10 protein-coding genes and 1 tRNA gene are annotated in these 13,008 nt (G+C 56.7%); 7 read left to right on the forward strand and 4 right to left on the reverse strand.

The annotated features are described in order from the left end of the window. Nucleotides 1–14 precede the first annotated feature (14 nt). Together Q4S41_RS09475 and Q4S41_RS09480 are read left to right on the forward strand one after the other, a co-directional pair. Nucleotides 15–2,480, forward strand: coding sequence for a DUF349 domain-containing protein (locus tag Q4S41_RS09475; protein WP_305030878.1), 2,466 nt, complete (start codon nt 15–17; stop codon nt 2,478–2,480). A gap of 129 nt (nt 2,481–2,609) precedes the next feature. After that, nucleotides 2,610–2,685: transfer RNA gene (locus tag Q4S41_RS09480), tRNA-Thr, on the forward strand. Nucleotides 2,686–2,787: 102 nt separating this feature from the next. Here Q4S41_RS09480 and Q4S41_RS09485 read toward each other — a convergent pair. Continuing rightward, nucleotides 2,788–3,600, reverse strand: a complete 813-nt coding sequence (locus tag Q4S41_RS09485) for a phosphatase PAP2 family protein (protein ID WP_305030879.1) — start codon at nt 3,598–3,600, stop codon at nt 2,788–2,790. 151 nt (nt 3,601–3,751) lie between these two features. On the opposite strand from Q4S41_RS09485, the gene Q4S41_RS09490 reads away from it, so the two are divergent. From Q4S41_RS09490 to Q4S41_RS09510, 5 genes are all read left to right on the forward strand, one after another. Next, nucleotides 3,752–4,399, forward strand: a complete 648-nt coding sequence (locus tag Q4S41_RS09490; protein WP_305030880.1) for an HD domain-containing protein — start codon at nt 3,752–3,754, stop codon at nt 4,397–4,399. 58 nt (nt 4,400–4,457) lie between these two features. Then, nucleotides 4,458–4,688, forward strand: coding sequence for a hypothetical protein (locus Q4S41_RS09495; RefSeq protein WP_305030881.1), 231 nt, complete (start codon nt 4,458–4,460; stop codon nt 4,686–4,688). Between the two features lie 145 nt (nt 4,689–4,833). After that, on the forward strand, nt 4,834–7,494 hold the full coding sequence (gyrA, locus tag Q4S41_RS09500) for a DNA gyrase subunit A (RefSeq protein ID WP_305030882.1): 2,661 nt from the start codon (nt 4,834–4,836) through the stop codon (nt 7,492–7,494). 114 nt (nt 7,495–7,608) lie between these two features. Beyond that, nucleotides 7,609–8,847, forward strand: a complete 1,239-nt coding sequence (locus Q4S41_RS09505; protein WP_305030883.1) for a tetratricopeptide repeat protein — start codon at nt 7,609–7,611, stop codon at nt 8,845–8,847. A gap of 842 nt (nt 8,848–9,689) precedes the next feature. Further along, complete coding sequence (locus tag Q4S41_RS09510) at nt 9,690–10,697, forward strand: hypothetical protein (protein ID WP_305030884.1); 1,008 nt, start codon at nt 9,690–9,692, stop codon at nt 10,695–10,697. 65 nt (nt 10,698–10,762) lie between these two features. On the opposite strand, the gene hisIE is transcribed toward Q4S41_RS09510, so the two are convergent. From hisIE to Q4S41_RS09525, 3 genes are read right to left on the reverse strand one after another with little or no spacing between them, the layout of a single operon-like run. Beyond that, on the reverse strand, nt 10,763–11,431 hold the full coding sequence (hisIE, locus tag Q4S41_RS09515; protein WP_305030885.1) for a bifunctional phosphoribosyl-AMP cyclohydrolase/phosphoribosyl-ATP diphosphatase HisIE: 669 nt from the start codon (nt 11,429–11,431) through the stop codon (nt 10,763–10,765). Between the two features lie 42 nt (nt 11,432–11,473). Continuing rightward, nucleotides 11,474–12,229, reverse strand: coding sequence for an imidazole glycerol phosphate synthase subunit HisF (hisF, locus tag Q4S41_RS09520; protein ID WP_305030886.1), 756 nt, complete (start codon nt 12,227–12,229; stop codon nt 11,474–11,476). Between the two features lie 42 nt (nt 12,230–12,271). After that, nucleotides 12,272–12,988, reverse strand: a complete 717-nt coding sequence (locus Q4S41_RS09525; RefSeq protein WP_305030887.1) for a 1-(5-phosphoribosyl)-5-[(5-phosphoribosylamino)methylideneamino]imidazole-4-carboxamide isomerase — start codon at nt 12,986–12,988, stop codon at nt 12,272–12,274. Nucleotides 12,989–13,008 lie beyond the last annotated feature (20 nt).

A 13,008-nucleotide genomic window follows, 5' to 3' on the forward strand; every position in this document is an offset into this window, starting at 1 on the left:
TTTTACGAAGATTTATGGCTGCTGAAGAAAACCCCACTGCCCCGCAAGCCGGCGGCGCCAACGAGTCTGCCGAAGACCGGATGACCATTTTGCAACGCCGTCTGGCCGAAATTCAGAGCCGTTCGGGCCAGGCTGTTGCGCCAGCCGCGCCGGCCGAAGGCCAGACCGAACTACCCGCCCAGGGCACGCCCGCCCTCCCGGGCAACGAGCCCGAAGGCGCCGGCACGGCCGAAGCGCCTGCCGAAGCACCGGCAGCTCCGGCGCCCGGCAGTGCCCCCGCACCCGGTACGCCCGAAGCCCAGGCGGCCGAAGAAACGGCGCACCACGTACCCGACGAGGTCACGGTGGATGGCCATGACATGTCGGCTCCGCAAGCCCGCGCCGTGGCTCACTATGGCGCCGATATGGCCGCCAGCGTGGTTGAAACCCCAATGCCCGAAGCCTTGCCCGCCCAGGAGCAGATTGCCAGCGCCACCCCCGCGCCCATTGCCGACCCCGAAACCAGCCTCAGCGGTACGGGCGAGCCCACGACGGTTGAAGACTCCGCGCCGGCCGTCCCTACGGTTACGGTGCATTCAGCCGAAGACCTGGAAAATGCCCCCGAAGGCGTGGCGCACCTCAGCACTTCGGAAGAAACCCCGCTGAATGCCGCGCCCGCTAATGTGGCCGCCATTGAGGCAGGAGGGGAGCCCACCGGCGAGACCGAATCCACTGAAACGGAAGAAACTTACGTTTCTGAAACGCCGGCCCCCGATTTCACGGCCCTCGACCTGCCCGCGCAGGCCGCCTACCTGGTGGAGCTTATCCGCCGTCCCGATGCGCGCCGCAACCGCAAGCAGATTCAGGACCTCACGCGCCAGTACGAGACCAACGTGGGCTTGGCCCGCACGGCCGCCCGCGAGAAGTTTGCTGCCGGGGGCGAAGGTGCCGAAGCCTTCGCATTCCAGCAGCCCGAAGGCCAGCAGGAGCTGAACAAAGCTTTGCAGGAATTCCGCGAGAACCGCGCCAAGGACGCCAAAGCCGAAGACGCCAGCCGCGGCGACAACCTCGTTAAAAAGCGCGCCTTGCTCGACCAGCTCCGCGGCCTCGTGGAAGCGGCCGAAACCAAGGACAGTTCAGCCAAGCTCAAGGCCCTGCAAGCCGAGTGGAAGGCCACCGGCGCCGTGCCGCAAACCGACAGCCAGTCGATTTGGGACACCTACCACGGCCTGCTCGACATTTACTACAGCAAGCAGGGCCAGTTCCTGCAGATGAAGGACCTGGACCGCCGCCGTAACCTGGAGGCCAAGGAAGGCCTTATTAAGCGTGCCGAAGCCCTGGCCGATGCCCCCGGCATCAACAAAGCCCTCGATGAGCTGACCAAGCTGCACGACGACTGGAAGAACATCGGCCCGGTGCCGAACGACCAGCGCGAGCCGCTCTGGCAGCGTTTCATTGCCGCTTCCGACGTGCTGCACCAGCGCCGCAAGGAGTTTGTGGACCAGCGCTCGACCGTGGAGAAAGCCAACCTCGTGGTGAAGCAGGCGCTGCTGGAGCGCGTGCTGCCCTTTGCTACCTTCGACACCGACCGTGTGAATCTGTGGCGCTCCAAAACCGACGAGCTCCAGGAAATTAAAGCCGAGTGGGAAGCCGCCGGCCTCGTGCCCCGCGCCCAGGCCGATGCGCTGAACAAGCAGTATTGGGCCGCCTACAAGGCGTTTTTCAACCGCAAAAACGAATTCTTCAAGTCGCTCGACAACGAGAAGTCGGCCAACGTGAAAGCCAAGCAGGCCCTCATCGACCAGGCCGAAGAAGCCCAGAATAACCCCGACCACGACGCGGCGCGTCAGGTTATCATCCGGGTGCAGAAGGAGTGGAAAGAAGTGGGCCGCGTGCCCGACAAGCTGGCCGACAAGCTCTGGCACCGCTTCCGCGCCGCTTGCGACGCCGTATTTGAGCGTCCGAAGCAGGAATTCCGCCAGCGTGAGGAGAAAGTGCAGCAGGCCTCGGCCGAGCAAACCGCGCACCTCGAAACCGTAGCCGAGCAGGTTGCGGGCCTTAATGCCGACAACCCCGGGACACTGGAGGGTTTCCGCGCCATCCTGGCCGACTGGTCGGCCGCCTTCGATGCCAACGACGAGCAGCCCAACCGCGGCACCGGCGACGCCAGCGAAGAACAGCTGCTCAAGCTCCTGGGCAAGTACCTCGACCAGGTGCCGGGCCTGAGCTACGACGACCGTGCAGCACTCCTGTTCCAGACGGAAGTAGCCCGCCTCAAGGCGCGTCCGCATGCCCAGCAGCAGCTGTCGCGCAAGGAAATGGCGCTTCGCAAGGAAATCAACGAATTGGAAAACGACGCTTCCACTCTGCAAACCAACCTCGACTTCTTCGCGCGTTCCAAGAATGCCAGCCAGCTCCGCGAGGAATACCAGGGCCGTATTGCAGAAGGTCAGAAACGCATTGATGCGCTCAAAAAGCAGCTCAAATTGATTCGCAGCTAGGTTCTTGAATCCGTTGGCTTTAGCGTAGAAGTGCCCCGGTGAGCATCTCATCGGGGCGCTTTTTTTTGAATTAATGGTCAATAGCGTTGGCAAAAGCGGTAGCTAGGCTTACTTTTGCACCACCAATCCGCCGCCTTAGCTCAGTTGGTAGAGCTTCTGACTTGTAATCAGAGGGTCGTTGGTTCGAGTCCGACAGGCGGCTCCATGTTTTAAAAGGGGCTTGCAAATCGAATGATTTGCAAGCCCCTTTTGATTGCTACCCATCGGTTCCATCCCAATTGTTGAAGCTGCAAAGTCCCATTTGAATCTACCTTGGTCGCCAGGTAAAGCACAAGCCCGTGCCGCCTGCCGGGCTCCATATGGGCACGAAACTGGTATCGCCGATGCCCCGGCCGCCGGGTTTGCGGCCCCAGCGGTTGCGGTGGGAGAGGTAGGCCACGTGCGCCGACAGGATGCCAAAACCTGCCCCGGCCACCACGTCGGATTCCCAGTGCTTGTTGTTTATCATTCGAAACGCGGCCACGCTGGTGGCTAGCGCGTAGGCGCCCACGCCATACCATTGGCTTTTGTCGCGGAACTCGGCGTGGACGATGCTGGCGGCCAGAAACGCCTGGGCCGTGTGGCCCGACGGGAAGGAGAGGTGGTCGGAGGAATCCGGCCGCTGAATATGGGTCAGCGTTTTCACGATATACACCGAGCCCAGCATAATTAGCTCACTTTTGGCCACCACTAGGGCCAGGTTTAGCCGGTCGTTGCGCGATTCGACGCCGGCCAGTAGCACCCCGGGAATCTCCAAATACGGGGCCCACTGCAGGTAATCGTCGATGTGGTTGCGATAGGTGCCAAACTCGCTTCGGATAGCGCGCTTGGCCTGGTACGAGCTATACAGCCCATTTCCATAGATGGTGCTGGCTCCGTAGCCAATCAGCACCGCCGGTACGATGCTGGCCCGAAACCCCTTGCTCTTAAAAAATGACTTTTTACTGGTCCCCGATGCGCCCGTCGGGTTCTGGTATTTGTGAGTGGTATCGGCCGCGGCCGGCGTTTGGGCCGCCGCGAGTTGGGGCAGCGTGGTGAGAGGGGCCAGCAGGGCCACGGATAAGCAGGAGCGGAGTAGCATGAGCGCAGGATAGCGATGAAGTGCGAAGAAACGACTCACCAGCCCAATCGGTTACCGTGAGGCGGGGGCTTCTGGATATTCGAAGCCAAATGGTGGTGCTAACTTGCGCAGCGATTCTGAGTTCTTTCGGCTTTAAACTACCTCCGATTTTATGGATTTAATTCCCGCAACCGCCGCGTTCATCGAGCAAAAATTCGCCGATGAAGGCAGTGGCCACGACTGGGCGCACATCCGGCGCGTGTGGCTCATGGCCCGCCGGCTGGCCGCCAACTCGCCGGCCGCGAATGCGGAAATTACCGAACTGGGGGCCTTGTTGCACGACATCGCCGACTGGAAGTTCCACGGCGGCGACTACGAAGCGGGCCCCCGCGCCGCCCGGGGCTGGCTCCAGAGCCAGCACGCGTCGGAAGAACTCATCACCCGCGTCGAAACCATCATCCGCGAGGTGTCTTTCAAAGGCCTGGGGGTGGAAACCCCCGTTTCTTCGCTCGAAGCCGCGCTCGTGCAGGACGCCGACCGGCTCGATGCCATTGGGGCCATTGGCATTGCCCGGGCTTTTGCCTACGGCGGCCACAAGGGCCGGGCCCTGCACGACCCGGCCGTGCGGCCGGTAGTGCACGAGAGTTTCGCCAGCTACCAAAAAAACACCGCGCCCACCCTCAATCACTTCTACGAAAAGTTGCTACACCTCAAAGACCGTCTCCAGACGCCCGCTGCCCGCGCTGTAGCCGAGGAGCGGCACGCTTATATGGAAGCGTTTGTGGCGCGCTTTTTGGCTGAGTGGGAAGGGCAGGCCTAGCAGCAGATGCGGCCCAGCCTGAGTTCGCCCCCCGCACCGCTTGCCTTACCTTTGCGCCATGAAGTTGATTTTGCGCCTGAGTTTTTGCCTGTTGCTGTTGGGCGCCGTGAGCTGCCGCACCTGTCCCATCGAGTCGTGCCACGTCCGGAAGGTGCACATGCACAGCGGCCAGAAGTACCACGGGCAGCCGTTTTGGAAGATGCAAAACCCGGCTATCGGGCAGAAAATCAAGACCCACAATCCTAAGGGCGGGAAGAACCCGCTGGACAAGAGCAAGACGTTGAAATAGTCCTACTCGAACCCTCAAAAAAGGCCACAGCGCTTGCCGTTGTGGCCTTTTTGTCGTATCTTCGCACGTACATAAAGAACCATTCACCCTGCGGCTTTTAAGTCCCTTTTACGGGTATTTCTGAAGCCGCCTATCAACCCCCTCAATGGCGGAAGGCGAAAAAATCATTCCGATAAACATCGAAGACGAGATGCGCGGGGCGTACATCGACTACTCGATGTCGGTTATCATCTCCCGGGCCCTGCCCGACGTGCGCGATGGCCTGAAACCCGTGCACCGCCGCGTGCTCTACGGCATGAGCGAGCTGGGCGTGGGCTACAACAAGTCTTACAAAAAGTCGGCCCGTATCGTGGGCGAGGTGTTGGGCAAGTACCACCCGCACGGCGATAGTTCGGTGTACGACACCATGGTGCGCATGGCCCAGGACTGGAGCCTGCGCTATCCGCTCGTGGACGGCCAGGGCAACTTCGGCTCCGTCGACGGCGATTCGCCGGCTGCCATGCGCTACACCGAAGCCCGCCTCAAGCGCCTCTCGGATGAAATGCTGAGCGACCTTGACAAGGACACGGTCGACTTTCAGCCCAACTTTGACGACTCGCTGGAAGAGCCCAGCGTGATGCCCGCCAAGTTCCCCAACCTGCTGGTCAACGGCACGTCGGGCATTGCCGTGGGCATGGCCACCAATATGGCCCCGCACAACATGACGGAAGTCGTAAACGGCATCATTGCCTACCTCGACAACCCCGACATCACGGTGGCCGAGCTCATGCAGTACGTGACGGCGCCAGACTTCCCCACCGGCGGCATCATCTACGGCTACGAAGGTGTGAAGCAGGCCTTCGAAACCGGCCGCGGCCGCGTGGTGATGCGCGCCAAAGCCACGTTTGAAACCACGAAAACCGGCAAGGAACAAATCGTCGTCACCGAAATTCCCTACATGGTGAACAAGGCGTCGATGATTGAGAAAACCGCCGCGCTTATCAACGACAAGAAGATTGAGGGCATATCGGACATGCGCGACGAGTCGGACCGCGACGGCATGCGCATCGTCTACGACCTCAAGCGCGACGCCATGCCCAGTGTGGTGCTCAACAACCTGTACAAGTACACGCAGCTGCAAAGCTCGTTTGGTGTCAACAACGTGTGCCTCGTGAAAGGCCGCCCGATGACGCTCAACCTGCAGCAGCTCATCCACTACTTCGTTGAGCACCGGGCTGAAATCATTATTCGCCGCACCAAGTACGAGCTGGCCGAAGCCCAGAAGCGGGCACACATCCTGGAGGGCCTGCTCATCGCGCTCGACCACCTGGACGAAGTCATTGCCCTTATCCGCGGTTCGCGCGACCCCGAAGTAGCCCGCGGCCAGCTTATTGAGCGCTTCGCGTTGAGCGAAGTCCAGGCCCGCGCCATTCTGGATATGCGTCTGCAGCGCCTTACGGGCCTGGAGCGCGACAAGATTGTGGCCGAGTACAACGAGTTGATGAAGCTCATCGATTACTTGAAATCGGTGCTCGAATCAGACGTGTTGCAGCGCGGCATCATCAAAACCGAGCTGGAAGACATACGGGAGCGCTACGGCGATGCCCGCCGCACCGAAATCAACTACCAGGGCGGCGATTTTTCGACCGAGGACATGATTGCCGACGAGTCGATGGTCATCACCATCAGCCGCGAAAGCTACATCAAGCGCACCAACCTGGACGAGTACCGGGCCCAGGGCCGGGGAGGAGCCGGCTCGCGCGGGGCCATTTCGAAAAAGGACGATTTCACGGAGCACTTGTTCGTGGCCACCACGCACGAGTATCTGCTGTTCTTTACCGAGCTTGGCCGTGTGTTCTGGCTAAAGGTGTACGAAGTACCGGAAGGAGGGAAGGCCACCAAAGGCCTGCCGCTGCAGAACCTCATCGAAATTCCGCGCGAAGACAAAGTGCGTTCGGTGCTCAACGTGCGCGGCCTAAAAGACCCTGACTACCTCGAAAATACCTTCCTGATGTTCTGCACCGAGCAGGGCACGGTGAAGAAAACGCCGCTGGAAGCATATTCTCGTCCGCGCACGGCCGGCATCAACGCCATCACCATCAACGAAGGCGACCGGATTCTGGATGTGCAGCTGCTGGCGCCTAACGCAGAAGTTATTCTGGCTTCGCGCACGGGCCGTGCGGTTCGTTTCAACGAGAGCCAGGCCCGCTCGATGGGCCGTGCTGCAGCCGGCGTGCGCGGCATCCGCCTCGAAGACGTGCCCGGCAACCGCGTGGTAGGCATGGTCTGCGTGGCCGACCCGACGCAGGAGTTGCTCGTAGTGAGCGAAAACGGCTTCGGCAAACGCAGTCAGCTTGAGGAATACCGCGTTACCAAACGCGGCGGCAAAGGCGTGCGGGCAATGAAGATTACCGAGAAAACGGGTAATCTGGTGGCCATCAAGGACGTGAACGACGGCGATGACCTCATGATTATTAATAAGTCCGGCATCACCATCCGCCTGCGGATGAGCGAGCTGCGGACCATCGGCCGGGCCACGCAAGGAGTGCGTCTGATAAAAATCAGTGCCAACGATGAGATTTCGTCGGTTGCCAAAGTGGAGGCCGAGGAAAAAGAAGAATACATCGCCGCCTCGGCGCTGGTTGAAGCAGCCGATGGGGATGTAGGCGCTGATGGCAGCCAACAAGTTATCAGTACTTTAGCCGATTCTAACGATGATGACGTGCTGGACGATGAGGACAGGTTGGAAGATGAATCAGAAGATGATTCGGACGACGACGATGCGGATGATGAGCAGGATTCTGACGAGGACGAAGACCTGGCATAGTTGCTGAAGTAGGAGCGGGGCGGTCCATTTGGGCGGCCCCGTTTATTTTTGGCGAACTCAACGCGCAACCTCGGGGTTTGAGGCGCGGTTGGGGGAGCTTAACATTCACCCTTAATGTTCAACCTTTCCGCCTTGCGTGAAACGTTCGTGGTGGCAACGCCGCGGAATATTCACGAAGGGCACATTCCCGATTTTATGAAAAAGACATTTTTGACGGCCGCCGTAGGCGTAGCATTAGTGGCGGGGCTGCCCGCAACGGTTTCAGCTCAGACGTCAGCTGTCACGAACGCCATTTTAAATCAGCGTTCGGGCCTTTTGGACAAAGCCCGCACAGACATCGACAAAGCCATTGTCAACGAGAAAACCAGCGGCAAAGCCAAGACGTGGTACACGCGTGGCGAAATTTACCAAGGCATGCTGGATAGCCCCATTTATGGCAAGCAACTGCAGCCGGGTGAAGGCCTTCAGAAGTCTTATGAGTCGTTTGCTAAGACGATTGAACTGGACACGAAAGATGGTGAGTTCGGTAAGCAAGCCGTTGCCCGCCTCGACAACCTGTACGGCCACGCTTTCAACGACGCGGTGAACAGCTACAATGCCAAGGATTACGACAAAGCCATTGAGAACTACAAGCTGGCTTCTAAGCTCAAACCACAGGATACAACGGCCGTTCTGTATTCGGCTTACGCCTATGAGGCCAAGCAGGATTATGCCGGTGCTAAGGCCTCTTACAACCAATTGCTGGGAATGAACTACAAGTCAGCGACTCTGTATTCACGGCTATTCCAAATGGCAAAGCAGCAAAAAGACGATGCCGAAGCTGCAAAAGTTTTGCAACAGGCGCTTGCGGCTTATCCCAATAACAAGGCTTTTATGCTGGAGGATTTGAACCTGTCCCTGGCAACTGGTAAAGGTGGCGATGCGCTGGATAAAATTACCAAGGCCATTGCCGCCGACCCGTCTAATTCTAACCTTTACGCGGTGCGGGGTTCGATGTATGACCAGCAGAAAAAGACGGACTTGGCTTTGGCTGATTATAAGAAATCAGTAGAACTGGACCCGAACAACTTCGACGCCCAGTTTAACCTCGGCGTTTATAACTACAACAAAGCCGCTGAAGCATACACCAAAGCCAGCAAGATGGACCTGAAAACGTATAATGTTTCGGGCAAAAAGCTGGAGGCCGACGGGAAGAAGTATTTTCAAGCCTCTGTGCCGTATTTCGAAAAAGCCTTGGAGCTACAGCCACAGGACAAGAATACTTTGTCTTCTTTGCAGAAGGTCTATTTCCGACTTGGCCGAACTGCCGATTCGGAACGCCTAAATGCTCGTCTTGAGCAACTCAAGAAGTAAACCTTTGTTTTTTAGAAGAAGGAGAGGCCCGTTTTCGTTTGCACGAGGACGGGCTTTTCTACTCCTATTTGGGAAAAGCTAGTTTGTATTTAACATAATATAAATTATAAGACAAAATATATTTGGTGAATATGGCCTGGGTTGATTCCGTACTTTTGGCCCATGTGTAGAACTTGTCCGCCACACATTTATTGGCAGCTAAATAAACTCACGTTAGACTAACGGTTCACGATGCTTAAATCACAACATGTCTGTGTTTGCTACGACACTGGGAAGATTATGCACTTGCCTTTTACGTATTGGTTATGCCTTGCAAGTGGAAAATGATTTTGCTGGATTGTAATTAATTTGGCTGTTAACGGGTCAGCCACCTCGTTACGCTCTCATTACACTGTCGGGCTATCTCTACCAATAGCTCAATATGGCTTTAATTTCAGGGGGCTTTGCCGTGCTTTCGTTTCATCAGCTAATAACCAAATTCAGTGTTCTCAGTATAATCCCCTATTACGTGTTCAGAAAATTTTAAATGAATAAAAGTATAAAAGAGTTTATTTGACGATAAAATTTATATACTTTTTAATACTGTTGTAGAGATACACAATATTCCACAATACCAACACAGTTATAGCCCAGTATATAAGACTTTCAGTCAATTTAATCTCAGCAGCAAAAGTGTCTCAGAAACTGAGTTTGTACTATTTGTAAATGTTAAACAAAAGCATATACGCGATAGCACAAAATAGAATAATTAATGCAACACACTCAATAGTAAATAAAAGTATATAAAGTTGTGGACTTAAATACTTTTTTGTACCTAATTATTAAATTTAAAATCCCACAGAATGCCCAAATTAATAGACTACCCAAGAACATCTTATGCTGGGGCTTGGGAACTTGCCGAGGTAGTAGATGATACAGGAGGCAAATGCGAAATTGAAACCGCTGCCCGAAAACTTAACAGAAAGGTAAGTGGCTCTTTCAAGGCCATAATCGGCTCCGCAGTGAAATTTGGTCTTCTTACCAGCAAGCGCGAATTGCTAAGCGTGACGACGCTATATAAGCGCATTAAACATGCTTACGACAAGAAAGAAGAACTACTCTTTCACCGGGAAGCCTTCCTGACTCCACCCCTCTTTAGCCAGATATGCAGAAAATTCAGGCTTAGAGAATTGCCAGTACAAATGCTCGATGTAATGCTAATTCGAGAATTTGGCGTCGAAGAAATCAATGCGCAAGGAGTAGCGAAGGCTTTTGTTGAAGGCTGTAGGATGGTCAATCTGCTTGATGAGCGAAACACCATGGCCGATATTGATGCTTCGGCCGGCCAGCTCCAGCCAAGACGGGAATTATCAACACCGGTGCTAGCTCAGACATCCTTCAGCCCATCACAGCCAGCGAATAATGAAAATAGTAGGCCGGCGTTAGAAGATGAGTCCCCAAACGGAACACCACGTAATTCAGGCGTATTCGGACAGGTGGACCCAGAAGCACAACCCACCGGGCAGAGGCCTGTTTCTGACGCCGTGGCGAATCTTTTTGGGTTATTCAATAGCAATGCTGAGGAAAACCTACTGGTCCACCCTGTTGCGACATCAAACGTCGACATTGAAGAGAAAACCCCAGCGCCAATTCAAGTCGAAAATTCGATTGAAGCGGATTACCCTGTTCGGGAACCTGACTCAACTCCCAAACCACCCGCATTCGCCTCCAACACGACATTTTCTTTTGAATTGAAAATCAGTGGTCCCGGGTTAAATTCGATACTATCTATTGTAGAAGAAGAAGATATCCTGATTGCTCAGGCGTTACTTGAAAAAGTAAGAAGGCAACTAAGGAATAAGGAACATTGAATAGCCTTAAGCTACTGGTCACGCATACAACAGGCGTGACCAGTGGCTTTACGTGACCAGAGGCTTTACTTACCCTCCGTTAAGTGGCGGGTATTGGGCAGGCGGTGCCGCTCTTGCAGCACCGCAATTACCTGCGTAAGTGAAAGGCCCGAAGCAGCCAGCAGAACCAGTAAATGGTAAAGCAAATCAGCCACCTCGCCGGGCAGCGTGTCGTGGTGGCCGGCAACCGCATCAATAACGGTTTCGACAGCCTCCTCGCCTACTTTTTGGGCAATTTTGGGCATCCCCTTGTTGAAAAGGGAGACTGTATAAGATGTGGGGGCGCGCTCAGGAAAACGCTTGCGCTCATTGATAAGTCGCTCCAGGCTTGCCAGGAAGCCAACCGGGGCCTCCGGGGCTAATGCCTGCTCAGGCTGGACAAAACAGCTCACCGTGCCCCGGTGACAAGTAGGACCGGCGGGCAAGACACGGATTAAAACGGTGTCGGCGTCGCAATCAATGTGGTGGCTCACCACCTGCAGATAGTTCCCACTGCTTTCTCCTTTTGTCCAAAGCCGTTGTTTAGACCGCGAAAAGAAAGTAACCCTTCCCTCCTGCTGCGTTTTGAGCCAGGCAGCCTCGTTGAGATAACCCAACATCAGGACCTGGCCGGTATCGGCATCCTGGATGATGGCGGGCGCCAAGCCAGTGGCGGCGTCAAATAGTAATTCGGTTGAATCAGCTGAAGAGTTCATGGGGGTTACGAAGTCAGGAAAGCGATAGAAACCCGTTTGGGCCTATTGCCGGACAGGAATGCCGGCCTCGTGCAAATAGTGCTTTAGGGCGGGCAGGGCCGTTTCGTTGAAGTGGAAGATACTGGCGGCCAGCGCCGCATCAGCCCCACCGGCGCGGAATACAGCAGTAAAATCGGACGGCTGCCCCGCTCCACCCGAGGCGATGACCGGCACCGGCACGGCATCACTCACGGCCCGCGTTAGGTCCAAAGCGAAGCCCGATTTGGTGCCATCGTGGCTCATGGAGGTGAGTAGAAGCTCACCCGCGCCCCTTTCGGCGGCTTCGCGGCACCAATCCACGGCCTCCCGGCCGGTGGGCTGGGTGCCCGCGCGCGTCATCACCTGCCATTCTTCGGCCACTAGCCGGGCATCGACAGCCACCACAATGCACTGCGAGCCGAAACGCTGGGCCAGTTCGTTGATAAAAGCCGGACGGGCCAGGGCCGCCGAATTAATGGACACCTTATCGGCCCCACTGAGCAAAAGGGCTTCGACGTCGGCAATACTACCGATTCCGCCCCCCACGGTAAAAGGAATATCGAGGACGCGCGCCACCTCCCGAACGAGTTCGGTGAGTGGCTGGCGCCGCTGGTTGGTGGCGGTGATGTCGAGAAAAACCAGTTCGTCGGCTCCTTCCGCGGCGTAGCGCGCAGCCAGGGCAATGGGGTCGCCAGCATCGCGCAGTCCTTCGAACTGAACACCTTTTACGGTGCGGCCATCGCGCACATCGAGGCAAGGAATCAAGCGCTTCTTAATCATTGCGGGACATATTTATAACTAAAGATGGCTAACCAAAGTGGCCTACAGGAAACTGCGCAAATCGGACAGGGCAATAGTGCCTTCGTAGAGCGCTTTCCCAATGATGGCTCCGTGCATCCCAGCCTCAGCCAACCGCTCTAAATCCGTGACGGTGGTAACGCCGCCGCTGGCCACGAATCGGGCCGTGGGAAAGGCTTTTATCAGGTCTTGATAGGTCGCCAGGGCCGGTCCCTGCAAAAGGCCGTCTTTGCTGACGTCGGTACAGATGAACGTAGTGCCACCGGCTACCAGATAATCGGCCACAAAACCGCGCAACGTTAGCGCACTTTGGTCAATCCAGGCGTTTATCATGATGTGCTCGCCCCTGAAGTCAGCCCCCAGGAATATGGTTTCGGCACCGTGGCGGGCAAGCCAGCGCTGCACGGTGGCAGGTTCCCGCACGGCCAGGCTGCCGGCCGTGGCGTGCGCCGCGCCGGCACCAAGCACCTGCTCCAACGCCGCATCGGTTTGGATGCCCCCGCCGGCATCTATATCCAGGTCAGTGTGCCGCGCAATGGCTTCGAGCACGGCTAAGTTCACTGGCTGCCCGGCCCGCGCGCCATCGAGGTCAACGAGGTGCAACCGGCGCAAACCGGCATCGGCAAAGCGCTGGGCGACGGCGACGGGGTCGGCGTCGTAGGTGGTCTGGCGCGCGAAGTCACCGGCGCTGAGACGGACGCACTGCCCGTTCAGCAAATCAATGGCGGGGATAATTTCCAACGGAAAGAAAAGAATGGTGA

The sequence above is a fragment of the Hymenobacter convexus genome (genome assembly GCF_030580955.1).
GTDB lineage: Bacteria > Bacteroidota > Bacteroidia > Cytophagales > Hymenobacteraceae > Hymenobacter.